The sequence below is a fragment of the Amycolatopsis sp. NBC_00438 genome (assembly GCF_036026695.1).
Lineage (GTDB): Bacteria > Actinomycetota > Actinomycetes > Mycobacteriales > Pseudonocardiaceae > Amycolatopsis.
The window spans coordinates 5,347,133-5,372,892 of sequence record NZ_CP107923.1; the positions used below are offsets into that span (position 1 = coordinate 5,347,133).

25 protein-coding genes are annotated in these 25,760 nt (G+C 71.5%); 5 read left to right on the top strand and 20 right to left on the bottom strand.

What is annotated here, in order from left to right; translation table 11 throughout:
- The 13 genes from OG494_RS23520 to OG494_RS23580 all read right to left on the bottom strand — a co-directional run bounded on the left by OG494_RS23520 (nucleotide 1) and on the right by OG494_RS23580 (nucleotide 11,569).
- The gene (locus OG494_RS23520; RefSeq protein WP_328442669.1) at nucleotides 1-486 is read right to left on the bottom strand and encodes a hypothetical protein; all 486 of its coding nucleotides are present in this window, start codon (nucleotides 484-486) and stop codon (nucleotides 1-3) included.
- Nucleotides 483-965: a hypothetical protein gene (locus tag OG494_RS23525; RefSeq protein ID WP_328442670.1), complete on the bottom strand. Its 483-nt coding sequence runs from the start codon at nucleotides 963-965 to the stop codon at nucleotides 483-485. Before OG494_RS23525 ends, OG494_RS23520 begins: the two co-directional genes overlap by 4 nt.
- Nucleotides 962-2,197 carry an MCE family protein gene (locus OG494_RS23530; RefSeq protein ID WP_328442671.1) on the bottom strand — a complete coding sequence of 412 codons (1,236 nt, stop codon included), beginning with the start codon at nucleotides 2,195-2,197 and terminating at the stop codon, nucleotides 962-964. The genes OG494_RS23525 and OG494_RS23530 overlap by 4 nt, the downstream gene beginning before the upstream one ends.
- Nucleotides 2,194-3,366 (bottom strand): MCE family protein, encoded by a 1,173-nt coding sequence (locus tag OG494_RS23535; RefSeq protein ID WP_328442672.1) that lies wholly within the window; start codon nucleotides 3,364-3,366, stop codon nucleotides 2,194-2,196. Before OG494_RS23535 ends, OG494_RS23530 begins: the two co-directional genes overlap by 4 nt.
- Nucleotides 3,363-4,556, bottom strand: a complete 1,194-nt coding sequence (locus OG494_RS23540) for an MCE family protein (RefSeq protein ID WP_328442673.1) — start codon at nucleotides 4,554-4,556, stop codon at nucleotides 3,363-3,365. Before OG494_RS23540 ends, OG494_RS23535 begins: the two co-directional genes overlap by 4 nt.
- Nucleotides 4,553-5,584: an MlaD family protein gene (locus OG494_RS23545; RefSeq protein WP_328442674.1), complete on the bottom strand. Its 1,032-nt coding sequence runs from the start codon at nucleotides 5,582-5,584 to the stop codon at nucleotides 4,553-4,555. The genes OG494_RS23540 and OG494_RS23545 overlap by 4 nt, the downstream gene beginning before the upstream one ends.
- Entirely contained in the window at nucleotides 5,581-6,618 is a 1,038-nt protein-coding gene (locus OG494_RS23550) for an MlaD family protein (protein WP_328442675.1), read from the bottom strand. Before OG494_RS23550 ends, OG494_RS23545 begins: the two co-directional genes overlap by 4 nt.
- Nucleotides 6,615-7,949: an MCE family protein gene (locus tag OG494_RS23555; protein ID WP_328442676.1), complete on the bottom strand. Its 1,335-nt coding sequence runs from the start codon at nucleotides 7,947-7,949 to the stop codon at nucleotides 6,615-6,617. Before OG494_RS23555 ends, OG494_RS23550 begins: the two co-directional genes overlap by 4 nt.
- Nucleotides 7,946-8,803 (bottom strand): MlaE family ABC transporter permease, encoded by an 858-nt coding sequence (locus OG494_RS23560; protein WP_247063191.1) that lies wholly within the window; start codon nucleotides 8,801-8,803, stop codon nucleotides 7,946-7,948. The genes OG494_RS23555 and OG494_RS23560 overlap by 4 nt, the downstream gene beginning before the upstream one ends.
- A complete protein-coding gene (locus tag OG494_RS23565) occupies nucleotides 8,803-9,591 on the bottom strand; it encodes an MlaE family ABC transporter permease (RefSeq protein WP_328442677.1) in 789 nt (262 codons plus the stop codon). The genes OG494_RS23560 and OG494_RS23565 overlap by 1 nt, the downstream gene beginning before the upstream one ends.
- A 90-nt stretch (nucleotides 9,592-9,681) precedes the next feature.
- Nucleotides 9,682-10,443, bottom strand: coding sequence for a glucose 1-dehydrogenase (locus OG494_RS23570; protein ID WP_328459007.1), 762 nt, complete (start codon nucleotides 10,441-10,443; stop codon nucleotides 9,682-9,684).
- Complete coding sequence (locus tag OG494_RS23575) at nucleotides 10,437-11,294, bottom strand: 3-oxoacyl-ACP reductase (RefSeq protein ID WP_328442678.1); 858 nt, start codon at nucleotides 11,292-11,294, stop codon at nucleotides 10,437-10,439. Before OG494_RS23575 ends, OG494_RS23570 begins: the two co-directional genes overlap by 7 nt.
- 83 nt (nucleotides 11,295-11,377) lie before the next feature.
- A complete protein-coding gene (locus OG494_RS23580) occupies nucleotides 11,378-11,569 on the bottom strand; it encodes a ferredoxin (RefSeq protein WP_328442679.1) in 192 nt (63 codons plus the stop codon).
- A gap of 70 nt (nucleotides 11,570-11,639) precedes the next feature.
- Here OG494_RS23580 and OG494_RS23585 point away from each other — a divergent pair, with 70 nt between their 5' ends.
- Both OG494_RS23585 and OG494_RS23590 read left to right on the top strand, forming a co-directional pair.
- Entirely contained in the window at nucleotides 11,640-12,824 is a 1,185-nt protein-coding gene (locus OG494_RS23585; RefSeq protein WP_328442680.1) for an acyl-CoA dehydrogenase family protein, read from the top strand.
- Nucleotides 12,825-12,846: 22 nt separating this feature from the next.
- Complete coding sequence (locus OG494_RS23590) at nucleotides 12,847-13,890, top strand: acyl-CoA dehydrogenase family protein (RefSeq protein WP_328442681.1); 1,044 nt, start codon at nucleotides 12,847-12,849, stop codon at nucleotides 13,888-13,890.
- 30 nt (nucleotides 13,891-13,920) lie between these two features.
- Here the strand turns inward: OG494_RS23590 and OG494_RS23595 are convergent, their stop codons facing one another.
- The 5 genes from OG494_RS23595 to OG494_RS23615 all read right to left on the bottom strand — a co-directional run bounded on the left by OG494_RS23595 (nucleotide 13,921) and on the right by OG494_RS23615 (nucleotide 20,429).
- Nucleotides 13,921-15,039: a serine hydrolase domain-containing protein gene (locus tag OG494_RS23595; protein WP_328442682.1), complete on the bottom strand. Its 1,119-nt coding sequence runs from the start codon at nucleotides 15,037-15,039 to the stop codon at nucleotides 13,921-13,923.
- Nucleotide 15,040: 1 nt separating this feature from the next.
- Nucleotides 15,041-15,400 carry a hypothetical protein gene (locus OG494_RS23600; protein WP_328442683.1) on the bottom strand — a complete coding sequence of 120 codons (360 nt, stop codon included), beginning with the start codon at nucleotides 15,398-15,400 and terminating at the stop codon, nucleotides 15,041-15,043.
- A gap of 2 nt (nucleotides 15,401-15,402) precedes the next feature.
- On the bottom strand, nucleotides 15,403-18,084 hold the full coding sequence (locus OG494_RS23605; protein ID WP_328442684.1) for a bifunctional acetate--CoA ligase family protein/GNAT family N-acetyltransferase: 2,682 nt from the start codon (nucleotides 18,082-18,084) through the stop codon (nucleotides 15,403-15,405).
- 6 nt (nucleotides 18,085-18,090) lie between these two features.
- Nucleotides 18,091-19,260, bottom strand: a complete 1,170-nt coding sequence (locus OG494_RS23610) for an acetoin utilization protein AcuC (RefSeq protein WP_328442685.1) — start codon at nucleotides 19,258-19,260, stop codon at nucleotides 18,091-18,093.
- Nucleotides 19,261-19,583: 323 nt separating this feature from the next.
- Nucleotides 19,584-20,429: a sulfurtransferase gene (locus OG494_RS23615; RefSeq protein ID WP_328442686.1), complete on the bottom strand. Its 846-nt coding sequence runs from the start codon at nucleotides 20,427-20,429 to the stop codon at nucleotides 19,584-19,586.
- Between the two features lie 111 nt (nucleotides 20,430-20,540).
- On the opposite strand from OG494_RS23615, the gene OG494_RS23620 reads away from it, so the two are divergent.
- From OG494_RS23620 to galE, 3 genes are all read left to right on the top strand, one after another.
- Nucleotides 20,541-21,257, top strand: a complete 717-nt coding sequence (locus OG494_RS23620; RefSeq protein ID WP_305879379.1) for a metal-dependent transcriptional regulator — start codon at nucleotides 20,541-20,543, stop codon at nucleotides 21,255-21,257.
- Entirely contained in the window at nucleotides 21,254-22,438 is a 1,185-nt protein-coding gene (gene galK / locus OG494_RS23625; RefSeq protein ID WP_328442687.1) for a galactokinase, read from the top strand. The genes OG494_RS23620 and galK overlap by 4 nt, the downstream gene beginning before the upstream one ends.
- Before the next feature lie 90 nt (nucleotides 22,439-22,528).
- Nucleotides 22,529-23,518, top strand: coding sequence for a UDP-glucose 4-epimerase GalE (gene galE / locus OG494_RS23630; protein WP_328442688.1), 990 nt, complete (start codon nucleotides 22,529-22,531; stop codon nucleotides 23,516-23,518).
- Between the two features lie 89 nt (nucleotides 23,519-23,607).
- Here galE and OG494_RS23635 read toward each other — a convergent pair whose 3' ends face one another.
- Both OG494_RS23635 and OG494_RS23640 read right to left on the bottom strand, forming a co-directional pair.
- The gene (locus tag OG494_RS23635) at nucleotides 23,608-24,660 is read right to left on the bottom strand and encodes a DUF4192 domain-containing protein (protein ID WP_328442689.1); all 1,053 of its coding nucleotides are present in this window, start codon (nucleotides 24,658-24,660) and stop codon (nucleotides 23,608-23,610) included.
- A gap of 158 nt (nucleotides 24,661-24,818) precedes the next feature.
- On the bottom strand, nucleotides 24,819-25,673 hold the full coding sequence (locus tag OG494_RS23640) for a M23 family metallopeptidase (RefSeq protein WP_328442690.1): 855 nt from the start codon (nucleotides 25,671-25,673) through the stop codon (nucleotides 24,819-24,821).
- Between the last annotated feature and the right edge of the window lie 87 nt (nucleotides 25,674-25,760).

A 25,760-nucleotide genomic window follows, 5' to 3' on the forward strand; every position in this document is an offset into this window, starting at 1 on the left:
CTAAAGCGCCACAAGAGCCGCAAGCTTCCAACGACCATCAACCCGCTTCGCAGTCACCGAAAGCTGAGCCACGGAAGACGACGGCGCTCCCCCACCCTGGGCAACCGTCTGCTGGTCCAGAAACAACAGCACCGACGCCTCATCCCCGACCAACGAACGAACCCCGACAGCCCGAACCGTAGTAGTACGGACCAGCTTCTCAACCGCGGCCCGAGAGCGAGCGGAAGCGAACTGAGCCTGGTACTGACGAACGGCGTCACCGATCAGGTACTCCGACGCCGCCCGCTCGGTCCGGGCCAGATTGGCGTAGTCGTAAGAGAAAACCGCCTTCACCGCATCGCCGACTTCGGCGGTGACCGAAGCGGTCGCCGCAGTGTCGACCAGCGCCGCGTTGTCGGTAGAAGGCGAAAGCGACGCCGTCTCGACGCCGAACCAGACCGCAAGGCCCAGGGCCACCACGACCACCGCCGCCAGGATCCGGGTCATGAGCCCGCCCCCTGGACGCCCGCGACCTTCCACCCGGTGTCCGACCGCGCAACGTCCACGGTGAGCCGGTTCATGCGGGCGGCAGCGGGAGCGCCGGCCGTCGAGACCCGGACGTCCAGCACCGCCAGCAGCCGTGCCTTCCCCGTGGGGACGTCGATCTCCGTGACCGCCGCCTCCACCAGGGACGCCGTCGAGACGGTGCGCGCCGTGGTGGCCCGGTCGATCTGCAGCTGGCGGTCGCCCGCGAGGTCCTTGCCGTACTGGCCCGTCGACGCCGAGATCCAGCGGTCGACGTCCGCGCCCGCGTTGCGGTAGTCGATCGTGTTCAGCGTGACCAGCTCCGGCCCCGCCGCCGCGAGGACCGCGTCGCGTTCGCGGCCGCGCGCCAGGGAGTCGTCGGACGCCGCGTGCCACCACGACCAGCCGGAGAAACCCGCCGCCAGCACCGCCACCACGGCGGCGATGACCCAGACCTTCACGGCGCGCCCAGCAACTTGCCGAGGCCGCCCGCCGACGGCCCGGTCAGCAGGCTCAGCATCCCCGGCAGCTGGGCCTGTGACGGTGCCGACGCAGTCTGCGAAGGCGCGGCCGGGATCGCCGGCGGCGTGCCCGCGTACGGCGCGTTCTGCGACCCGCGCACCCCGGTCGGGCTGCCCGGCGGCTCGGCGCAGTAGGCGTTCATGTTCACCGGCGCCTCGGACGTGTCGTTCGCCGGACGCTCCTTCGTGCCTTCGTAGCCCTTCGTGCACGAAGCCGGGTCGAAGAAGTTGAACACCACGCCGAGGTGCCCGGTGCCGTCCGGGGAGGTCGACGGCGAGAACGCCGAGATGATCGGGTACGCCACCAGCAGTTCCTCGATCGCGTCCTTGCGCGACGACGTGATCTGCGCGGTGGTCAGCAGGTTCGCGAACAGCACGCCCAGGTCGGTGCCGGACGCCGCGAGCACGTCGCTGATCTGCCGGCTCAGCTGCGGTGCCTCCGAGATCACGCGGCGCAGGTCCGGATCGGACGTCTTGAGCTGGCCCGCGATGGTGCGCAGCCCGCTCGCGAAGTCCGTGATGTTCGCGGCCTGCCGTTCCTGCGTGGTCAGCACGATCCGCGAATTCGCCAGCAGGCCTTGGGTTTCCGGGACGTATTGCGCGGCCACCGCGGTCAGCGAACTCGTGCTGTCCAGCAGCTGCTGCAACTCCGGGCCCGCTCCGGCGAAGGCGTTGTACGTCTCGTCGACGACCGTGCGCAGCGAGTCCGGGTGGACGCTCGCGACCAGGTCGTCGAGGTGGGTCAGCACGGTGTCCGGCGACGGCGGCAGCGACGTCTTGTCCGGCGTGATCACCGAGCCGTCCTGCAGGTACGGGCCGCCGTCGTGCTGCGGGAGCAGGTCGACGAACTGCTCCCCCACCGCCGAGCGGTTCGCGACCTGCGCGTGCGCGTCGGCCGGGATGTCCGGGCCGCCGGAGTCGATGTCGAGCGCGACGTCGACGCCGTGGTCGGTGAGCGTCATCGACGTCACGCGCCCGACCGTGACGCCGCGGTAGGCGACCTCGGAGTTGACGAAGATGCCGCCGGAGTCGGTCAGCTGCGCGGTGACGACGTAGCCGCGGCTGCCGAAGAGCCGGTCCAGCCCGGCGTACTTGCCGCCCGCGTAGACGACCGAAACCACCGCGATGACGACGAAGGCGATCAGCTGGATGCGGGTTTTGCGCGTGATCACCGGCCACCGCCGATCAGGCCCAGCAGGCCGCCCAGCAGTTCGGTGCCGCCGCTCTGCCCGGTCACCGTCCCGAGATCGGGCAACGGCAACGGCGGCGGCGCGGCGGTGCCGGTGCCGGTGGACGGCACGCCGCCGATGGTGTTCGGCAGCGCGATCGGCGGCTGCGACGAGTTCGTGAAGTTCTGGATCAGCTTGTCGAGATCCAGGTTCACAGTCGCTTCGACGTTCGCGTAGTCGCCCTTGATGACGTTGCCCGCGTAGTCCGGGAACGGGTAGGTGAGCAGGATCTGCAGGGCGTTCGGCAGGTCCTGGCCGGCCTCGCCGAGTTTCGTCAACGTCGGCTGCAACGTCTTGAGGTTCGCGACCAGCTGGTCCCGGCTCTTCGTCACGGTGTCGGTCGCGACGCCGGACAACGAGTTGAGCGCGTTCAGCATCCCGACGAGCTGGTCCCGCTGGTCGGTGACGATCTTCAGGCCCGGTGCGAGGTTGTCGAGCGCGTTCGACAGGTTCTGCGTCTGGCCCTTCAACGTCGCCGACAGCTTCCCGAGCCCGTCGATCGCCCGCAGGATCTCGGTTTTGTGCCCGTCGAGCTGCGTCGCCAGTTCGTCCACCCGGGACAGCAGCGCGCGGATCTCCGGCTCGTTGCCCGACAGCGCGTCGTTCAGCTCGTGGCTGATCTTCTGGATCTGCTCGACGCCGCCGCCGTTGAGCAGCAGGGAAAGCGCGCCGAGCACCTCCTCGACCTCGGGGTTGCGGTTGGTGCGCCCGAGCGGGATCTGCGCGTTGTCACCCAGTTTCCCGGTGGCCGGTTCCGCGGTCGGCACGCTCAGCTCGACGAACTTCTCGCCCAGCAGGCTCGACTGCTTCAGCTCGGCGCGGGAGTTGGCGGGCAGCGCGACGTCGCCGTTGACGGTCATCGAGACGAGCGCGGACCGCGTGTCCGGCGTGAGAGTCACTTTGTCGACCCGGCCGACCGCGACGTCGTTGACCTTGACGCTCGACTGCGGCACCAGGTCCAGGACGTCGGTGAACAGCGCGGTGACGTGGTACGGGTGGTCGCCGACGTCGGCGCCGCCCGGCAACGGCGTCCCGTAGAGGCCGTTGAACCCGCCGTCACTGCAGCCGGCCAGCACGAGGATCCCGGCGAGCACTCCCGCGAGCCGCTTCACTTGGCACCGCCGGAAAGCTGTTCCATCACGTCGACGAGCGGGAGCGGCAGCGGCGGCAGTTCGCCGTTCTGCAGGGAGTTCAGCACCTGCGGGATGGTCGGCAGTTTGAGCGCGCCGTCGAGGATCGGCGCGAGCTGCTTGCAGATGTTGCCCAGCGTGTCCGGGATCGGTTTCGGCGTGCCCGCGCTGATCAGCCGGCACACCGTGAGGATCGGCGGGTTGGTCAGCTCGTTGAGGTTGTCGCGCACGGCGATGGTGCCCGACGCGGCGTCGTAGGAGTTGATGAAGTTGGTGGCGCCGGTCGGCGCGATGTCGAGCACCTCGGCCAGCGACGCCCGCTGGTCGACGAGCACCTTCGACAGCGACGCCAGCTTGTCCACATTGGACTCCAGGGCCGTCTTGTTGTCGTTGACGAACTGCTGGACGTCGCCGAGCGCGCCGCCGAGCGACTGCAGCGCGGCGCCGACGTCGGAGGAGTCGTCGGCGAGGAACCGGCTGACGTCGGCGACGCGGCCGTAGAACTCGTTGAGCTGCTGGTCGCTCTGCGCGAGCGCGCCGGTGAAGGAGTTGAGGTTCTGCACGGTGGAGAACAGGTCGTCCTTCGAGCCGTCGAGGGTCTTGGCGAGGTCGGCGAGCTGCCCGACCGTCGAATTCAGCGAAGCGCCGTTGCCGCGCAAGGCGTCCGCGGCGGTGTCCAGGACGCCCGACAGCGCGCCGTCCTTGTTCGCGCCGTTCGGGCCGAGCGCCGTCGACAGCTTGTCGAGGCTGGAGTACAGGTCGTCCAGCTCGACCGGCGTAGCGGTGCGATCGCGCGGCAGCACCGTGCCGGTCGCCAGAACCGGGCCGCTGTCGTAGGCCGGGGTGAGCTGGACGTAGCGGTCGCTGACCAGGCTCGGCGCGACGACGACCGCGCCGACGTCGGCGGGCAGCTGCACCTCGTCGACCTGCATGTCGACGCGCACCGCGTCCCCCTGCGGCGTGACGTCGGTGACCCGCCCGACCGGCACGCCGAGCACCCGCACCGACGAACCCGCGTAGAGCCCGACGGTCTTGCCGAAGTACGCCGACAGCTTCGTGCCGCTGGATTCGCGGAACACCAGCCAGAGCCCGGCGGTGAGGATCAGCGCGACGACGCAGGCGAACGCCACCCACGTCGCGAGGCTGCGGCCGCGATAGGTCCGGATCGTCATCGGCGACCCACCCCCTGGTTCGGCGCCGCGATCGGCGGGGTGCAGCCCTCGGGGTTGATGGACAGGCCGCCCACGGTGATCGTCGGCGGGAGCAGCCCGCACAGGTAGCCCTCGAACCAGCGGCCGTTGCCGGTCGCGTTCGCGCCGACGCGGGCGAACGGCGCCATCAGCTGCAGGCTCTTGTCGAGGTTGCCCTGGTTGCGCTGCAGGATGTCGGTCACCTTCCCGAGCTTGTCCAGCGTCGGCTTCAACTGCGTGCGGTTGTCCGCGACCAGCCCGGACAGCTGCTGCGAGAGCTGCTGGGTGCCGGTCAGCAGCGCGTGGATCGCGGTCTTGCGGTTCTGCAGCTCGGTGAGCAGCAGGTTGCCGTCGCTGATCACGCGCTGCAGCTGCGCGTTGCGGTCGGACAGCGTCTTCGACACCTTGCTGGTGTTGGCCAGCAAAGTGTGCAGGTCGGCGTCGCGCGAGGACACCGTCTTGGCCAGGGAGGACAAGCCGTTCAGCGTGTCCTTCAGGTACTGCGGGCTGTCCTTGAGGCTGTCGGACAACGCGTTGAAGCTGTCGGCCAGCTGCTTCGTGTCGATGTCGCCGACCGTGGTGGACAGCTGGTCGAAGGCGTCCTGCAGCTGGAACGGCGTGCGCGTGCGGGCCTGCGGGATCGTCGCGTCCGGCTCCTGGGTGCCGTCGCCCTTGGTGTCGAGCGCGAGGTACTTCTCCCCCAGCAGTGTCTTGATCTCGATGGACGCGGTCGTCGCGTCGCCGACCCGGACGCCTTTGACGCGGAACCGGACGAGCACCTGCTTGCCCTTGAGCGTCACGGAAGACACCGTGCCGACCTTGACGCCGGCGATCTCGACCTCGTTGTCCGGCGCCAGGCCGGCGGACTCGCCGAAGTACGCCGAGTACGTCGTGCCGTTGCCGAAGAACGGGAGCTGGTCGGAGAAGTACGTCGTGGCCGTGACGAGCACGATCAGCACGAGGGTCACCGCGCCGACCGCGGCCTGGTTGCGATCCTTCAGCCGTTTCACGGACCACACCTCTCCGCGCGCTGGGTGCCCGGGATCGGGATGATCGGCAGCGTGATGTCGAGGGAGGAAATGCCGATGGTGCCGTTGATCCCGCACAGGTAGTAGTTGAACCAGCTGCCGTAGCTCAGGGTCCGGGTGAACTTCTGCAGGTTGCCCGGCAGCACTTCCAGGAGGTGGTTGAGCAGCTCGCCCGAGTCGCCGAGGTGCTGCGACAGCGTGCCGAGCTGCGCGACGTCGTCCTTGAGCGCCGGGCGCGCGTCGGCCAGCAGGCCGGTGGTCGAGACGGCGAGGTCGCCGAGCGCGGTGACCGCGTCGCCGATCGGCTTGCGCTGCTCGGCCAGGCCGCTGACCAGCTTCTGGGTCTGCTCGATGAGGTCGCCGAGCTGCGGACCGTGGGCGTTGACGGTGCCGAGCACGCTGTTGAGGTTGGCGATCACCTGGCCGATCACCTGGTCCTTGCTCGCGATCGCGGTGGTGAGTGACGCGGTGTGCTGCAGCAGGCTGGTGATAGTGCCGCCCTCGCCTTGGAAGACGCTGATGATCTCGCCCGAGAGCTGGTTGACGTCCTTCGGGCTCAGCGCCTTGAACAGCGGCTTGAACCCGTTGAACAGCACGGTGAGGTTGAGTGCGGGTTTGGTGCGCTCGGGCGGGATCGTGCCGCCGTCCGGCAGGGCTTTGTCGCCCGGGACGTCGGTGCCGAGCGCGAGGTAACGCTGGCCGACGAGGTTCCGGTACTTGATGGTCGCGGTCACCGACTCCGGCAGCCGGTAGGTGTGCTCGACGTCGAACCGCACCTCGGCGAGGTTCCGCTCCCCCACCTCGACGTCGATGGTGTCGACCTGGCCGACCTTGACCCCGGCGATGCGGACGTCGTCGCCTTCCTTGAGCCCGGACGCGTCGGTGAACTTCGCCAGGTAGCCCGAGGTGACGCCGAAGTTGGTGTTCGCGATGGTGGCCGCGAGGACGCCGGTGAACAGGACCGTGACGACGGCGAACACCAGCAGCTTCACCAGCGACGGGATGAAACTCCTCACTTGAGCTCCACCTCCGCCCCGCGGTAGAGCGGCCCGACGAGCAGGCCGGCCCAGCCGGGCACCTGGTCCGGGGTGGCGCCGAGCGCGGGTGACGCGAGCAGGGCGATCAGCTCCGACTCGTCGGCCGAGCCGACGATGCTGCCGGATCCGCCGATCGCGCCGCCGCCGGCGGTGATCGGGCCGGGCAGGGTGCCGCCGGGTGACTTCGGCGGTGCCGGTTTGCTGGAACCGTCCTCGATCGCGCCGTCCGGCGGGTACTGCGGCCAGTACCCCGGTTTCGGCACCTGCGGGTAGCAGCGCGGGCCGCGCTTGTCCTCGTACTTCGGCTCGTCGACGCCCGGCAGGTACTTGCCGCGGCTGGCGCTGAACTCGATGGTGACGCGGCTGACCTCGGGGTGCGCGGTGCCCTTGCCGAACGCCAGCTCCGCCGGGGCGACCTCACCGGCGAGCTGGTGGAACAGGCACGGGTACTCCGGCGCGTACTTCGCCAGGACGTCCAGCGTGGGCTGGACGGCGGTGGTGAGCCGGATCAGGTTGTCCTTGTTGACCAGCAGGAAGTTCGTGAGGTCGACCGACGCGGCCGACACCGTCGCGTAGAGGTCGCTCAGCTGCGTGCGCTTCTCGACGATCGTGCGGCTCGTCGTCGTCAGGTCCGACAACGCCTGCAGCAGGTCGGGCGCGGCCTTGTCGTAGGTGGCCGAGACGTTCGCGAGGCCGGTGATGTCGGCCTTGATGTCGGGCAGCGACGGGTTGAGCTTGCCGAGGTAGTCCGACAGCTGCGAAAGGGTCTGGCCGAGCTGCTTGCCGCGGCCGTCGAGCGCGGTCGCGACGGCGGTGAGGGTGCTCGACAGCTTCTCCGGCTGGACGGCCTGCAGCAGCGGCATCACGTCGTCGAGGACCTTCTGCAGCTCGATCGCGCTGCTGCTGCGGTCCTGCGGGATGACGTCGCCGGCTTTGATCGGCCCGGCGGAGCGGCCGGGCAGCTGCAGGGCGACGTACCGCTCGCCGAACAGCGTCTTCGGCAGCAGCCGCGCGGAGACGTTCTTGGGGATGACGGCCGTCTTGCCCGGATCCAGCGCGAGCTCCAGCTCGGCGTGGTCGCCCTTCGCGAGCACCGACCGGACTTCGCCGACGACCACACCGCGGACCTTGACGTCGCCGCCCGTGCGCAGCTGGCTGCCGACGTGGTCGGTTTCGAGCTTCACGAGCGTCACCGCCGTGAACGCCTTGTTGTAGACGGCAAGCGTGAAGGCGATGAACAACGCCGCGACGAGCAGGAAAGCGAGCCCCAGCACCTGGTACCGGAGCCGCTGCCGGAGTGCCTTCCTCATCCGGAGATCCTCACCGTGGTGTTGGCGCCCCAGATCGCGAGGGACAGGAAGAAGTCCAGGACCGAGATCAGCACGATCGACGTCCGCACCGCGCGGCCCACGGCCACGCCGACACCGGCCGGGCCGCCGCTCGCGGTGTAGCCGTAATAACAATGGGACAGGATCACGAGCACGCTGAACACGATCACCTTCCCGAACGACCACAAGACGTCGCCGGGGGGCAGGAAGAGCGTGAAGTAGTGGTCGTAGGTGCCCGCGGACTGGCCGTAGAGCCAGATGGTGATCTGCCGGGACGCGAGGTAACTCGACAGCAGGCCGACCGCGTAGAGCGGGATCACCGCGGCGACACCGGCGAGCACGCGGGTCGTCACCAGGTACGGCATGCTCGGCACGGCCATGACTTCCAGCGCGTCGATCTCCTCGGAGATCCGCATCGCGCCGAGCTGGGCGGTGAACCCGCAGCCGACCGTCGCGCTCAGGGCGAGCCCGGCCGAGAGCGGCGCGACCTCGCGGGTGTTGAAGTAGGCGGAGATGAACCCGGTGAGCGCGGCCGTGCCGAGCTGGTTGAGCGCGGAGTAGCCCTGGAGGCCGACGATCAGGCCGGTGAACAGCGTCATCCCGATCATCACGCCGAGGGTGCCGCCGATGACCGCGAGGCCGCCGGTGCCGAAGCAGACTTCGGTGAGCAGCCGCAGCGTTTCCCGGCTGTAGCGGCGGATCGTGCGCGGCGACCAGGCGAGCGCCTTCGCGGCGAACGACAGCAGCTGGCCCAGGCCTTCGAGGCTCTGGCCGGGACGGGCGAGGTACTCCAGCGTCCGGTCCTGGTCGGCGCGGTCGATCGGCTCGGCCGTCATCACATGGCCTTCGGCGGGACGACCCGCAGGTAGATCGCGGTGAGCACGACGTTGATGAGGAACAGCAGCAGGAACGTGACGACGACGGCCTGGTTGACGGCGTCGCCGACGCCCTTCGGTCCAGGCGGCGGGTTCAGGCCGCGGAACGCCGCGACGACGCCGGCCACGAAGCCGTAGAGCAGCGCCTTGATCTCGCTGATCCAGAGGTCCGGGACCTGGGCGAGCGCGTTGAAGCTCGCCAGGTACGCGCCGGGCGTGCCGCCCTGCAGGACGACGTTGAAGAAGTACCCGCCGAGCACGCCGACGACGCTGACCAAGCCGTTGAGCAGCACCGAAACCACCATGGCGGCCAGCACCCGCGGCACGATCAGGCGCTGGATCGGGTTGACGCCCAGCACCTCCATGGCGTCGATCTCTTCGCGGATCTTGCGCGCCCCGATGTCCGCGCACACCGCGCTGCCGCCGGCGCCGGCCACGAGCAACGCCGTGATCAGCGGGCTGGCCTGCTGCACGATGGCCAGCGCGCTGGCCGCGCCGGTGAAGGACTGGGCGCCGATCTGCGCGGTCAGCGAGCCGAGCTGCAGCGCGATCACCGCGCCGAACGGGATGGCCACCAGGGCGGTCGGCAGGATGGTGACGCTGGCGAAGAACCAGCACTGCTGGATCCACTCGCGGGTCTGGAAGGGGCGCTTGAAGATCGCGCGCAGGACCTCCCACGAGAGCGTCGCGAGGCGGCCGACCTGCGTCAGCGCCGCGGTTCCCGGGAGCGTGCCAGTGCTGTCGCTCACCACACCTCCCAGAAGTAGTCGCTCACCCCCGAGTGTCGTCCATACCCGGTGTCCGCTTTTCGTTAGCGGTGTTAACCAACGTCGTTCCTGTCAAAAGTTGAGGGCGTGGGACGCTGTCGCCCCGCCGTCGGCCACGAATTCCGAACCCGTGCAGTACGAACTTTCTTCGCTGGCCAGGAACAGCACCAGCTTCGCGATGTCTTCGGGCTGCCCGACCCGGCCGAGGGCCACCTTCTTGCCGACATACGACATGTCGACCTTCTGGCCGCCGGCCGCCGTCGACACCATCTGCGTGTCGATCGCGCCGGGGTGCACCGAATTGACCCGGATGTGCTTCTTGCCGAGTTCCATGGCCGCGACCTTGGTCATCCCGCGGATCGCGAACTTGCTCGCGGTGTAGGCGACGAGGTACGGCATCCCGGCCAGACCCTCCACAGAGGACACGTTGACGATGGAGCCACCGCCGGCGGCGGTCATGGGTTCAACGACCGAGCGCATCCCGAGAAACGCCCCGATCTGGTTCACCCGGATGACCCGCTCGTAATCGGCCAGGGTCGTCTTGCCCAGTTCCGAGAAATGGAGGATGCCCGCGTTGTTGACCAGCACGTTCAGCGCGCCGAACTCCGTGGTGGCCCGCTCGATCGCCGTCGCCCAGTCGTCCTCGCTGCCGACGTCGAGGTGCTGGTAGACGGCGGCGTCGCCGAGGTCGGCGGCGAGCTGCTTGCCCTCGTCGTCGAGGATGTCGGCGATCACGACCTTCGCGCCTTCGGCGGCGAACGCGCGGGCGGCGGCCTCCCCCTGTCCGCGCGCGGCACCGGTGATGAGGGCGATCTTCCCGTCGAGCCTCACGATTCCTCCAGGATTTCGGTGGCGGCGAACATCCGGCCGGGGTCGCGGCCGGCGAAGTAGTCGGTGACGGTCGTTTCCAGCTCGCCGAGCGACCAGCGCCGCTCGATCCGCGGCGCTTCGACCAGCGCGACCGAGCCGCCGTGGACGACGAACACCTGGCCGTTGACGTGCTCGGCGGCGGGCGAGGCGAGGTAGGCGACGAACGGAGCGACGTGCTCGACCGAGAGCGGGTCGGTGCCTTCGGCGGGGGCGGCGCCGAACACGCCCTCGGTCATCGCCGTCCGGGCGCGCGGGCAGATCGCGTTCGCGCGGACGCCGTACTTGGCCAGGCCGCGGGCGGCCGACATGGTGAGCGCGGTGATGCCGGCCTTCGCCGCGGCGTAGTTGGGCTGGCCGGGTGAACCGATCAGGAACGCCTCGGACGCGGTGTTCACCAGCCGCCCGTACACCGCCTTCCCGTCCTCTTTGGACTTGTCCCGCCAGTGCTTCGCGGCGTTGCGGGACAACAGGAAGTGCCCACGCAGGTGGACGCGCAGCACGGTGTCCCAGTCGTCGTCGGACATCGAGAAGAGCATCTTGTCGCGCAGCACGCCGGCGTTGTTCACGACGATGTCGAGCCCGCCGAGGTCGAGCGCGGCGGCCACGAGCGTGTCGGCGGTGGCGCGCTCGCCGACGTCTCCGGCGACGGCGACGGCCTGGCCACCGGCGGCTTCGATTTCTTCGACGACGTCCTTCGGTTCCCCGATGTCGTTGACGACGACGGTGGCGCCCCGCGCGGCCAGGGCGAGCGCTTCGGCCCGTCCCAGCCCGGCGGCGGCGCCCGTGACGATCGCTGTCCTGCCGCTCAGGCTCACGCGAGGCCTCCTCATCGAGTCCTGGATGTCGCGCCTACACTAGAATCTGTTCTTGTTTTGGGCAAGCCTTTCAGTAAACACCGCTAACTGACGATGAACAGGGCGTTCTTCGGGCAGCCCTTCACCGCGTCGGAGACCCGTTCCACCTGGTCGTCCGGCACCGGACCGGGCCGGACGACCAGTTCTTCGTCGTCATCGAGGTCGAAGATGCCCGGTGCGAACCCCACGCACACCGCGTTCGCCTCGCAGAGCGAACGGTCGACGCCGATCTCCATGCTTCCTCCGCCGCGTCAGTCCTGGTACAACTAGAACAGGTTCTACTATAACGCCGGATCGAGGTGACGGGTGCGGATCGACTACACGCCGGAGCAGCGCGCACTGGCCGCGCAGCTGCGGGAGTACTTCGCCGAGCTGATGACGCCGGAGCGTCGTGAGGGCCTCCGCACCGGCGGCGGCGGCGAGTACGGCGACGGCCTGGTCTACAAGGACGTCGTCCGGCAGCTGGGCAAGGACGGCTGGCTCGCGCTCGGCTGGCCGCAGGAGTACGGCGGGCAGGGCCGGCCGATGCTCGACCAGCTCATCTTCACCGACGAGGCGGCGGTCGCCGGGGTGCCGGTCCCGTTCCTGACGGTGAACACCGTCGGGCCGACCATCATGCGCTACGGCACCGACGAGCAGAAGGCGTTCTACCTGCCGAAGATCGCCGCCGGCGAGCTGCACTTCTCGATCGGCTACTCCGAGCCGGAGGCCGGCACGGATCTCGCGTCGCTGCGGACGCGCGCGGTGCGCGACGGGGACGAGTACGTCGTCACCGGCCAGAAGATGTGGACCAGCCTGATCGAGCACGCCGACTACGTCTGGCTCGCCGTCCGGACCGATCCGGAGGCGAAGAAGCACCGCGGCCTGTCGATCCTGATCGTGCCGACGACGGCGCCCGGGTTCTCCTGGACCAAGGTGCACACGGTGGCGGGCGCGGGCACCAGCGCGACGTACTACGACGACGTGCGCGTGCCGGTGTCGGCGCGCGTGGCCGAAGAGAACGCGGGCTGGCCGCTGATCACCAACCAGCTCAACCACGAGCGCGTCGCGCTGACGTCGTCGGCCCCGATCCGCAAGGCGCTGGGCGACGTCCTGGACTGGGCGAAGCGGACGAAACAGCCGGACGGCAGCCGCGTCATCGACACCGAGTGGGTGCGGCTGCACCTCGCGCGGGTGCACGCCGGCGCGGAGTACCTGAAGCTGCGGAACTGGCGGATCGCCTGGGCGGCCGCGGCGAGCGAGCTGGGCCCGGCCGACGCGTCGGCGACGAAGGTGTACGGCACCGAGTTCGCGATCGAGGCCTACCGGCTGCTGATGGAGGTGCTCGGCGCGGCGGCCGTCGTCCGCGACGGTTCACCGGGCGCGCTGCTGGCCGGGCGGATCGAACGGCAGCACCGCTCGGCGCTGATCCTCACCTTCGGCGGCGGCACCAACGAGATCCAGCGGGACATGATCGCCGCGACCGCCCTCGGCCTGCCCGTCACGCGCTAGGAGCGTCTCAGTTAGGAGCTGTATGGACTTCACCCCTTCGGAGGCGTCGGCCGACCTCGCCGCGCTGACCCGGCGGATCCTGGCCGACAAGCTCACCCACGACCCGCACGGCACCGGCGGCTTCGACGCTCCACTGTGGACGGCGCTGGGCCAGGCCGGCGTGCTCGACGCGGCGCTGCCGTCGTCGCTCGGCGGCGGCGGGTTCGGGCTGCTGGAACAGTGCGCGGTGCTGACCGAGATCGGCCGCGCGGTCGCCGCGGTCCCCTACCTGACGTCGATCACGATGGCGGCGTCGGCGCTGGCGGAGTTCGGCACGCCGGAGCTGGTGGACCGCTGGGTGCTGCCGGTGCTGCGCGGCGAGCGCGTGCTCACGGTGGCCCTGCCGGACCCGGGCGCGCCGTGCGGTTGCTGGGTGACCGGCGGCCGGCTGACCGGCTCGCAGTCCGCGGTCCCGTTCGGCGCGTACGCGCACGGGCTGCTGGTGGAAACGACGTCCGGCGAGGTGTTCCTGGTCGACGCGGCCGCTCCGGGCGTCACGATCCGGCCGCAGCAGACGGTCGACCACGCGGACGCGGCGCTGGTGGAACTGTCCGACGTGGCCGGGGTTTCCCTCGGCCCGATCGGCGAGTGGCTGCGCCTGCGCGGAACGGCCGGGGTGTGCGCGCAGCAGCTCGGCGTCGTCGAACGGGCCCTGGAGCTGACGGCGGCGTACGCGGCCGAGCGGAAGCAGTTCGACCACGTGATCGGCGGCTTCCAGGCGGTCCGCCAGCGTCTCGCGGACGCGTACGTGGACGTCGAAGCGGTGCGGCTGACGTCCCTGCAGGCGGCGTGGCGGCTGGCGTCGGACCTCGACGCGACCGAGGCGGTGGCGACGGCGAAGTTCTGGGCCGCGGAGGCCGGCCATCGGGTGGCCCACACGACGGTCCACGTCCACGGCGGCGTCGGCATCGACGTCGACCACGTGGTGCACCGGTACTTCGTGGCGGCGAAACGCCTGGAGTTCCTGCTGGGCCCGGCGACACCGCAGCTCCTCGCCCTGGGCGACCTTCTCGCGACCGAACCCTGACCGGCGGTTCGCGCACGGGGGCCGACGCGGCTACTTCGCCGCGTAGGTCCAGAACTCGCGCATCAGCTCGGTCGGCGCGGGGTCGGCGGCCTCGACCTGCGTCAGCAGCACCGTGACCGTGCCCGTGGCCGGGGTCAGGTGGGCGGCCGGGCCCGCGCCGGCGGTCCAGCCGTAGCGGCCCGGCACCTGCCACGGCTGGACCGCGACCACGTCGACCGCGCCGCCGAACCCCCAGCCCAGGCCACGCAGGAACGGCCGCGCCGCCGCGCGTTGCGGGGCCGTCAGGTGGTCCGTCGTCAGCAGGCGCACCGATTCCGGCGTCAGCAGCCGGTGCCCGGACAGCAGGGCGCGGGCGAAGGCCAGGAGGTCGTCGGCCGTCGAGACCAGGCCGCCGCTGCCCGACGGGAACGTCGGCGGGCTGCTCCAGCGGCCCTCCGGCGCGTCGGCGAGCACGAGCCCCGCCGCGCTCCGCCGGTAGGCGCTGGTGAACCGGCCCAGCGCGGCGGTCGGCACCGAAAACCCGGTGTCGGCCATGCCGAGCGGTCCGAACAGCCGCTCCGCGAGGAACTCCGGCAGCGGCCGGCCCGTCACCCGCGCGATCAGCACCCCCAGCAGGTCCGCGCTCGTGGCGTAGAGCCACGCCTCCCCGGGCTGGCGCAGCAGCGGGACCTGGGCGAGCGCGGCCAGCCACTCGTCGGGCCCCCCGGCCCGCACCGGCCCGGCCGGGTGGCCGAGCACCTGGAACAGCAGGTCGACGGCGGGCAGCTCCGGGTCGGCCGCGAGGCCGTAACCGCACCGCGACGTCAGCAGGTCTTCGACGGTGATCGGCCGCACCGCGGGTACGACGTCGTCGACCGGCCCGGCCGGCGTCCGGACGACCACCGGGTCCGCCAGCGCGGGCAGCCACCGCGCGACCGGATCGGTCAGCGCGAGTTCGCCGTCGTCGACAAGCAGCAGAACCGCGGCGGCCACGATCGGCATCGTCAGGGCCCCGATGCGGAAGAGCGAGTCGCGCGCGATCGGCACGATCCCGCCGGCGTCGGCCGAGCCCACCGCCGCCACCTCCACCTGCCCGCCGCGGGCGACGAGCGCCACCGCGCCGGGCAGGTCACCGGCGTGCCGGGCCAGCACATCGGAGAGCGAGTCCACGTCAATCCCCCAGGTCGATCGCGTGACGGGCCTGCAGAGTGGAGAGCGTGTCCACGTCAGGCTGCCAGGTGATCACGTGGCGAGCCGGTTGTGCGGCGAACGCGCCACACGCAGCACGCCGGGTGATCGCGTGACGGACCGGCAGCGCGGCGAGCAAGTCCACCTCAGACCGCCAGCCGATCACGCGGCGAGCCGGCGGCGCGGCGAACGCGCCACACGCAGCCCGCCGGGTGATCGCATGATGGACCGGCGGCGCGGCGAGCGAATCCGCCTCAGGCCGCCAGGTGATCGCGCGGCGAGCCGGCAAAGCAGCGGGGGAGGCCGCGGCGCTCCTGGCCGGCGGTGCGGCGAGCGGGTCCACGGTCAGTCCACCGGGTTGATCGCGCGCAGCCGCCGAGGGCCGGTGTCGGGCCGGGACGGTGGTGGGCCCAGCACCAGGCGGGCGTTCGCGACGAACGCGCCGTCGGGCGAGGCCAGGATCGGGTCCAGCGTCAGCGACCGCACCTCGGGGTTGTCCTCGGCGAGCGCGGCCACGCGCAGCACCATGTCCTGCAGTGCGGCGAGGTCGGCGGGCTCGTCGCCGCGGTAGCCGGTGAGCAGCGGGGCCGTCCGCGGCTCGCGCAGCAGCGTCGCCGCGTCGACGTCGGTGACCGGCACCGCCCGGTAGGCCCGGTCCCCCAGCAGCGTGCTGACCAGGCCGGACAGCCCGAACGACACGAGCGAGCCGAACGACGGGTCGTCCTGCAGCCCGATCACGCACGACAGGCCCTTCGGCGCCATCTGCTGCACGTACACGTCGTCTTCGCCGGAGATCTCGCGCAGCACCGCGTAAGCCGTGCGCACCGAGTCCTCCGACGCCAGGTCGAGCCGCACCCCGGCGAGGTCGGGCCGGCCGCGCAGCCGCTCGTCGACCGCCTTGAGCGTCACCGGGTAGCCGAGTTCGGCCGCCGCCGCGACCGCGTCGTCCACAGTGGACACCACGCGGAACGGCACCACGTCGATGCCGTAACACCCCAGCAGCCGCACGACATCGGTGTCCGGCAGCAGGATCGCCTTGCCGTCCTCGGCGTCCAGCAGCTCGCGCACGATCACCTGCGCCTGCTCGGTGTGGATCCCCGACGGCCGCACCAGTGTCCCTTGTGGACGCTGCCGCCACGCCGCGTACCGGACGACCTTCGCCAGCGCGTTCACCGCGCGCTCCGGGCTCGGGTACGACGGGATCGAGCCGCGGCTGGCCACGCCGTCCTCCGAAAGCACGGCAAGCTCGTCCGGGACGCCTTCGGCGGCGAGGAACGTCGAGACGATCGGCTTGCGCTGCCCCAGTTCGACGACGGTCTCCCGCAGAGCGCGCGCGTACGCCGTGCCGGGGATCGCCACCGGCGGCGCGAACACGACGACCAGCGCGTCGGTGTCCGGCGAGGTCAGGGCGTCCCCCACCGCCTTGGCGAAGTCCTCCGGACCGGCCTGCGGGCCGACGTCGACCGGGTCCGACGCCAGCCGCAGCCCCTGCGCGCGGGCGGTATCGGCGGCGAGCAGCCCGATCGCGCTGGAGTTGCCGACGATGGCGATCCGCGGCCCGGCGGGCAGCGGCTGGTGCGCGAAGACGAGGGCGGTGTCGAACAGCTGCGCCAGCGACTCGACCCGGACGACCCCGGCCTGCTCGAACAGGGCCTGGACGCTGACCTCGTCGATCTCGGTGGAGGTCGCCGCCAGCTGCGAGCGGACCGCGTGGCGCCCCGACTTCACCGCGACGATCGGCTTCGTCCGGCCCAGCCGCCGCGCCAGCCGCGCGAACTTGCGCGGGTTGCCGAAGGACTCCAGGTACAGCAGCACGAGATCGGTGTCCGGGTCGGTTTCCCAATACTGCAGCAGGTCGTTGCCGGAGACGTCGGCGCGGTTGCCCGCCGAGACGAACGTCGACAGGCCGAGCCCGCGCGCTTCGGCGTCGGCCAGGATCGCGGTGCCCAGCGCGCCGGACTGGCAGAAGAACCCGGTGCGGCCGCGGCCCGGCAACCGCGGCGCGAGGGTGGCGTTGAGCCGGATGCCGGGCGCGGTGTTCAGCACGCCGAGCGCGTTCGGGCCGACGACGCGCATGCCGTGCGCCCGGGCCTCGCCGACCAGCCGCAGCTCGGCGTGCAGGCCGTGCGGGCCCGCCTCGCCGAAGCCGCCGGACACGATCAGCAGGGTCTTCACGCCCTTGGCCAGGCAAGCGTCCAAAACGGACTCGACGGCTTCGGCCGGCACGGCGACGAGCGCCAGGTCGACCGAGTCCGGGATGTCGAGCACCGACGGGTAGGCGCGCACGCCGCGCACCGAGCGGTGTTCGGGGTTGACCGGGTAGACGGTGCCGGTGAACGCGGCGGCGAGGAGGTTCACGAAGGCGACGTGACCGACCTTGCCCGGGTCGGTGGACGCGCCGATCACCGCGACCGACGTCGGGTGCAGCAGGTTGTGCACGCTGCGTGCCTCGGCGGCCTGCTCGCGGGAGCGGGCGACCGCGAGGGACTCCTCGGTCGGGTCGATGTCGAACTCCAGGTGCAGCACACCCTCTTCGATCTCGCGGCTGACCTGGTAACCGGCGTCGCGGAAGACGCGGACCATCGCGGCGTTCTCGGCGAGCACCTCGGCGACGAACCGGCGCAGCCCGCACTCCGACGCGGCCGCGGCCAGGTGTTCCAGCAGGATCGAGCCGAGACCCCGGCCCTGGTGCACGTCGCTGACCACGAAGGCCACCTCGGCCGACGGCCCGCTGTCCAGCCGCTCGTACCGGCCGACCGCGACGATGTCGTCGCCGAGGAACGCGGCGAAGGCGACCCGGTCGTGGTGGTCGACGGTGGAGAACCGCTTCAGGTCCTTCTCCGGGATCCGCGGGTAGGCGCCGAAGTAGCGGAAATAGCGGGTGCGCTCGGAGAGCTTGCCGTGGAAGGAGACCAGGCCGTCGGCGTCGGTCGGGAGCACCGGACGCAGGTGGACGGTGCCGCCGTCGGACAGCACGACGTCGGCCTCCCAGTCGCGGGGGTAGTCGAAGGGATCCCGTCCGGCCATGGTCACTCAGTCCCTGGGGTCGTCGGGATCCAAGCCGTGCAAGGGGAAGACGGCTCGGCGGGTGTCCCGGACGGCGACGTCGACCGGGTCGTCTTCGCCGTCGCCCCACGGCTTGAACTCCGTGTCGCGGTCGTCGGTCATGGCCCGCGGCAGCTCGGCGTTCGGCGCCGCCTTGCCGACGGTCGACACCCAGCCGGGCGGCAACGGCGTCGCCGGGTCGACGTCCCGGTCGAGGACGGTGGCGATCAGGTGCGTCCACGACCGCGGGACCACCCGGATCAGCTGGTACCCGCCCCCGCCGACGGCGATCCACTTGCCGCTCGCGTAGGTGTTGGCGAGCTCACGCAGGGTGGTGTAGATGGTCCGGTGGCCGTCGACGGACAGCGAGAGGTCCGCGAGCGGGTCCTCTTCGTGGGAGTCGACGCCGCACTGGGTGAACAGCAGCTGCGGCTCGAAGTCGGCCAGCAGCGACGGGACGACGGCGTTGAACGCCCGCAACCACCCGGGGTCCTGGGTGCGCGGCGGCAGCGGCACGTTGACCGCGGTGCCGTCGGCCTTGCCGCGGCCGGTCTCGGCCGAGTAGCCGGTGCCGGGCCAGAGCGTGAAGGGGTGCTGGTGCATCGAGATCGTCAGGACGCGCGGGTCGTCGTAGAACGCGGCCTGGACGCCGTCGCCGTGGTGGACGTCGGTGTCGATGTAGGCGATCCGCTCGAAGCCGTGGTCGAGCAGCCACGAGATCGCGACGGCGCAGTCGTTGTAGACGCAGAACCCGGACGCCTGGTCCCGCATCGCGTGGTGCAGCCCGCCGGCGATGTTGACCGCCCGGGTGGCCTCGCCCTCGGCGATCTTGCGCGCGGCCAGCAGCGTCGAGCCGACGACCAGCGCGGAGGCGTCGTGCATGTCGCTGAAGACGGGGTTGTCGGAGGTCCCGAGCCCGTGCCCGACATCCCACCCGACGAGCGGCGCCTCCCGCACGGCGGCCAGGTATTCGGGCGCGTGGATCCGCAGGAGCTCCTCGTCCCCGGCGGCGGACGGGACGAGCAGTTCGACGCCGTCGAGCACGCCGAGTTCGGTGGCCAGCCGGACGGTCAGTTCCAGCCGGACGGGGTTGAACGGGTGATCCCCGCCCAGGTCGTAACCCAGCAGGGAGGAGTCCCACACGACAGCCGGCGCCATACGCCCGACTGTAGTGCCGATCGCAGCGATTCGCGGCCCCGAAGAGCCCGGCACCGCCTCGCGGAACCCGCCGGGCACGGGCCCGCCGCAGGTCGCGGCGATCACGGCCGGGAGGACCCGGTGTGGTCACGCACCCGCAGGCCGCGGCGAACGTGCCCGGCCGGGCCGCTACCAGCCGCCCAGGCATCTGGGGAACCGTGCTCGGCCGGCCGCCTTCCGTCGACCGAACCCTCGGGGCCGACGTCGTCTTTTGAAGCCGTGAAGGCCTTACCGGCCGTAAGAGCCGGTACGGAGGCCTTCACGGCTTTCGGGCGTGGGCGGGGTCAGCCGGGGAGGTCGCCTGTTGCGGCTGGGCGGTCCGGGTTGCGGGACCAGTGGGACCACGAGCCCGCGTACAGGCCCGCGCCCGGGTGGCCGGCGATCTCCAGGGCCAGCACCACCGAACTCGCCGTCACCCCCGAGCCGCAGTACGCGCCGACCGGTTCTCCGGGGCGCAGGCCCAGGCCGGCGAAGCGGTCGGCCAGTTCCTCCGGTGTGCGCCAGCGGCCGTCGGCGGCTGTGTGGCCGGCGAACGGGGCGTTCACCGCGCCCGGGATGTGGCCCGCTCGGGGATCCACCGGCTCCGTTTCGCCTGTGTAGCGCGCTGCGGCCCGGGCGTCGAGCAGCAGGCCGTCGCGGGCCAGCGCGGCCGCCTCGTCGGCGTCCAGGACCGGCATGCCGCCCGGCCGGACCTCGATGTCCCCCGGCTCCGGGCGCGCCGGCTCGGTGTCGACCTCGTGACCGTCCGTGGTCCACGCCGCGTAACCGCCGTCGAGGACCGCGACGTCGTCGTGGCCCGCCCAGCGCAGCAGCCACCAGGCCCGCGCCGCCACCGAACCGTCGGCGTCGTCGTAGACCACCACCGGGCCGCCGTCGCGCACGCCGGCCGCGCGAAGGTCGCGCTGCAGGTCCACGGGGTCGGGCAACGGGTGCCGGCCGCCCTCGCCCGGCTCGGCCGCGAGCACGTGGTCGAGGTCGGTGAAGACCGCGCCGGGCAGGTGACCGTCCCGGTAGGACTCGGCCCCCGGTGGGCCGGTGAGCCGCCAGCGGACGTCGAGGACGACGGGCCGGTCGCCGGCCGGGCCGGCCAGTGCGGCGGCGAGGTCGGTGGTGCTGATCAGCGAGCGCATACCTCCCATCTTGCAGCGGTCCGCGGCCCCGATCCGCCCGGGCCGGACATTTCCACCGCCGGTGAGTTGTTATCCCCAGGCCCGCCGCCGCTGCCGGGGCCAACGACTACGATGAGCAACGCGGACGAAGGGGACAGCGTGAACGATCTCATCGACACCACCGAGATGTACTTGCGTACGATCTACGAACTCGAAGAAGAAGGTGTCGTCCCGCTGCGCGCCCGGATCGCCGAGCGCCTGCAGCAAAGCGGTCCGACCGTGAGCCAGACCGTCGCCCGGATGGAGCGCGACGGACTGGTCGTGGTCGCCGACGACCGGCACCTCCAGCTCACCGACCACGGCCGGGAACTGGCGATCGCCGTCATGCGCAAGCACCGCCTGGCCGAACGCCTCCTCGTCGACGTCATCGGGCTCGAGTGGGAGCACGTGCACAACGAGGCCTGCCGCTGGGAACACGTGATGAGCGAGGCCGTCGAGCGCAAGCTCGTCAAGCTGCTCGATCACCCGACCACCTCCCCCTACGGCAACCCGATCCCCGGTCTGGACAAGCTGGGCGACGGCGATCCCGCGCCGCCCGCGGAGGCCGACCTCGTCCGGCTCGACGAGTTCGCCCGCACCGGCGGCGGCCGGGTCGAGATCCGGCGCATCGCCGAGCACGTCCAGCTGGACGAGTCGCTGATGACCGAGCTCAAGTCCGTCGGGATCGTGCCGGGCGGCACGGTCGTCATCGGCAAGGCCAACGGCAGCACCATCGAGGTCACCGGCGGCGACAACACCGCACAGGTCTCCACCTCCGCGCTGCACGCCGTCCTGGCGCAGGCCAGGTGAGCCCGGCCTCGGAGGCCGCGGCGGCGTTCCGCACGGTGCACGGCGGCACGCCGGCCGGCGTGTGGTCGGCGCCCGGCCGGGTGAACCTGATCGGCGAGCACACCGACTACAACGACGGTTTCGTGCTGCCCTTCGCGTTGCCGCACCGCCTGGCCGCGGCGGCGTCGCCCCGGGAGGACGGCGTCCTGTCCGTGGCCACGCTCGGTGACGACGGGCAGCTCCAGCGTTCCGGCGAGCTCACGATCGCCGACCTGGAACCCGGCAGGGTCGACGGGTGGGCCGCGTACCCGGCGGGGGTCGCCTGGGTGCTGCGCGACCAGGGCTTCACGGCCGGGGCGAACCTGGTCATCGCCGGCGACGTGCCGTCGGGCGCCGGGCTGTCCTCCTCCCACGCGCTCGAGTGCGCGGTGTCGCTGGCGCTGCTGGGCCTGGCCGGCATGGAGATCGACGGAACCGACGAGCGCGTCCCGGCCCGGCCCGAGGTGGCCCGGTGGGTGCAGCGCTCGGAAAACGACTTCGTCGGCGCGCCGACCGGCCTGCTCGACCAGACGGCGTCGCTGTGCTGCACCGAGTCCCACGTGCTGTTCCTGGACGTGCGGTCGGGCGAGCAGGAGCAGGTGCCGTTCGGGCTGGCCGAGGCCGGGCTGCAGGTGCTGATCATGGACACCCGCACCAAGCACTCGCACGCCGAAGGCGGGTACGGCGAGCGGCGGCGGGGCACCGAACGGGCGGCCGAGCTGCTCGGGCTGAAGGCCCTGCGCGACATCACGGCCGAAAGCCTCGCCGACGCGCTCGACCGGCTCCCGGCCGACCTGGCGCCGCTGGTGCGGCACGTGGTCACCGAGAACCAGCGGGTGCTCGACGTCGTCGCGCTGCTGCGCCAGGGCAGGATCGCCGAGATCGGCCCGTACCTGGACGCTTCGCACGTCAGCATGCGTGACGACTACCGGATCTCCACGGCCGAGCTGGACCTCGCGGTCGACTCGGCGCGCGAGGCCGGTGCGCTCGGCTCGCGGATGACCGGCGGCGGCTTCGGCGGCTCGGCGATCGCACTGGTCCGCGACGCCGACCTGACCGGGGTCAAGGCGGCGGTGGACGCGGCGTTCGAAAAGGCCGGCTACCGGCGGCCGCGGACGTTCACCGCGGTCCCGTCCCGCGGCGCCGGGCGCGACGAGGTCTGAGCCCGGGCGGGGACAACCCCCGCCCGGGCCCGCACGTCCCCGAGGGGGAAGACTGTGGCGCACAGTCACCCTCGGCAGGAAGGTTTGGACGTGTCGGAGCAGAGCAACGCCCTGAAACTGGTCGTGACGGGCGGAGCGGGGTACGTCGGCAGTGTCTGCGCCGCCCGGCTCGTCGAGGCCGGGCACCAGGTCACAGTGGTCGACGACCTGTCCACCGGGCACGCCGACGCCGTCCACCCGGACGCGCGGTTCATCGAGGGTGACGCCGCCGAGGTGGCGGGCAGCCTGCTTCGCGAGGGCTTCGACGGCGTGCTGCACTTCGCGGCGAAGTCGCTGGTCGGCGAGTCGATGACCGATCCGACGAAGTACTGGGAAGGCAACGTCGTCACGTCGTTGCGGCTGCTCGAGGCCATGCACGAGCACGGCACGCCGCGCCTGGTGTTCTCCTCGACCGCGGCGACCTACGGCGAGCCGGAGTCCTCGCCGATCGCGGAGTCCGCGCCGACCCGGCCGACCAACACCTACGGCGCCACGAAGCTGGCCATCGACCACGCGATCACCACCTTCGCCGGCGCGCACGGCCTGGCCGCGGTGAGCCTGCGGTACTTCAACGTCGCCGGCGCGTACGGCGCCCTCGGCGAGCGCCACGCCACGGAAACCCATCTCATCCCTCTCGTTCTGCAGGTCGCCACGGGCGACCGCGAGCGCATCCAGATCTTCGGCGACGACTACCCGACGCCGGACCACACCGCCGTCCGCGACTACATCCACGTCGTGGACCTCGCGGACGCCCACCTGCTGGCGCTGAAGCACGCGACAGCGGGCGAGCACCGCATCTACAACCTGGGCAACGGCACCGGGTTCTCCGTTCTCGAGGTGATCGAGGCCTGCCGCGAGGTCACCGGCCATGCCGTGCCGGCCGCGGTGGCGCCGCGCCGCGCGGGCGACCCGTCGGTGCTCGTCGCGGCCAGCGACCGAGCCCGCGAGGAGCTCGGCTGGAAGCCGGAGCGCACCGACCTGACGGGCATCGTGCGCGACGCGTGGACGTTCACCCAGTCGCGGCGCGCGGCCCAGAGCTGACGGCTCGCTGTGGTGCCCGGCTTCGAACCGGGCACCACGGCCGAAGCCGGCGACGAGCCGAAAATCCTTGTGGCTCAAGGTGATTCGCCTCAGGGCGATGGTTCCAGACCGAAGCCCGTGACGCCCTCCGAGCCCGCGGCCACCGCCAGGCCCAGCAGGAACTCCGGGGGCGTTCCGTGGTCCAGGACCCTCGTCAGCAGACCGGCCAGCAGGTGGTCCGGGGCCGCCTCGAGGGCGTTGTCCAGAGCCATGCCCGCGAACGCCCCGTCGCCGCGCATGAAAGCCGTGTAGCCCAGCAAGGCCGCCGCTTCGGCTCGTTCGGGGGCCGGGAGTTCCCGGACCAGGGTCAGCCAGAGGCGCTCGGCCTCACGCGCCGCCGGGCCGCGGGGTGGGACGGCCATCGTCAGGCACACGTCGCGGATTTCGGTGATCGTCAAGGCGCACGCCAGCCGGACCGCCTCGGCGTCCGTCGGCGGGCCTTCGCCGCGACGCTGCCGGTCGAACGCCGCGCGGACCTCCGCGGCCGCGTCGGCGACGCGGGTCGATTCGGGCCACGGTGGTTCCGAGAGCCGGGACAGTTCCCCGGACCGGCGGGCCACCGCTTCCGGCGAGCGCGGGGCGAGCTGCGCGAGCATTTCCTCACGGCTGCCGAACACCACCGTGCCGCTCTCGGTGGCGGCCGCCGCGACCACCGTCGACCGGGGGTCGGGCAGTTCACCGTGACAGTCTTCGCCGGAGTAGCAGGCCCAGGGGGCGCCGGTCGCGATGTCGGCGGCCCACAGCGCGTGCAGCACCGGGATGCCGTGCTCGGCGAAGGCGTCCGCCAGCTCGGTGATGAAACCCGCGTGCGGCGGCGGGGCGCCGGGTCTTCGCTCACCGCCGATGATCGCCAGGGTCACGCCGATGTGCTCGGCGACGGTGAACCGGGGTGCGAGCGCCCGGGCTTGGCGGGCGCGCTCGGCACCGGGCGGGAGGTCGGCGCGCATCACCAGGCCGATGCGCTTGCCGCCCGGCGGGCAGTGGCCGAGCAGGACGACCGAGGCACCGGGCCGGAAGCCGAGCAGGTACGGGAGCGCGGCCAGCAGCTGCGCGGGATCGTCGAGGCTGACCGGCGGCCGGCCGGTCGGGGTGGAGGTGGTCATGCCTCCACCGTGGGGCAGGACGGGGCCGGGTGGGGCGGTGACGGCGAATCTGTGGATGGCCGGGAGCGATGTGGACAAGAGGCGCTCCGGACCGGCCGGAGTGGCGGTTCCTGTCGGTGGGGCGGGCTAGAGTGCCCGGCCCCACCGACCGGGGTCACTCAGCCGCAGTGCTCGAACGGGCTGGTGTAGGTGTTGCTGCCCACCGAGCCGCCCCACTTCACGCAGGTGGCCGCGGCGGTCTTCTTCACCGGCCCGGCGTAGTAGGTGAAGCTGCCGGAGTCGGTGGTCCGCGCCGCCCCCTGGACCTCGAGAAACGCCGAGACCGGGCTGGCCGTGCCGAGCGACGTCGCTTTCAACGTCGTCACGCAGTTCGCCTTGGTCGAGGAGTTGTACAGCAGGTAGGTCGTGCCGGACGAGCCGGCGAGGGCCTGCTGGTCGACGACGGAAAAGCCGGAACCGCAGACTTCTTCGGCGGAGTACGGGTTCCCGCCGCAGTTGTTCTTGCTCGTGAAGTCCGTGTGCCCGTAGTACGGCACCGCGACGCCGTTCAGCTTGGCCTTCTGGACGACGCTGTCGAGCCGCTCTTCGAAGTGCAGGTGCGGCCCGGTGACCCCGCCGGTCGCACCGGCCTTGCCGATCTCCTTGCCGCCGGCGACCGACTGCCCGACCGAGACCTCCTGGGCGGACAGGTGCGCGTAGCGCGTCCGCCAGCCGCTGCCGTGGTCGAGCTCGATCCACTTGCCGTAGCTGGTGCTGCCCTCGTCCGCCACCCGGGTCACCGTGCCCGACGCGGCCGCCAGCACCGGCATCCCGGTGATGCCCGACTTCTGGAAGTCGACCGAGTACTCCGGGCTGTGCCCGCTGAACGTCGCCGCGGTCACCGTGGTGCCGCACTTGAACGGCACCTGGAAGTTGGGCGCGGCGGACGCGGTCGCCTGGCCGGCGAGGGTGAGGCCGAGCGCGGGCAGCGCCGCGGCGGCGGCGAACACGGCGAGCCGTCGCAACCTGGACATGGGTGAACCTCCTGACAGGGGGAAGCTTGACACCGCACAGCGAAGCCCGCGTCGGTACATTTTCCGTACAAGCCCGAGCGGAGGACC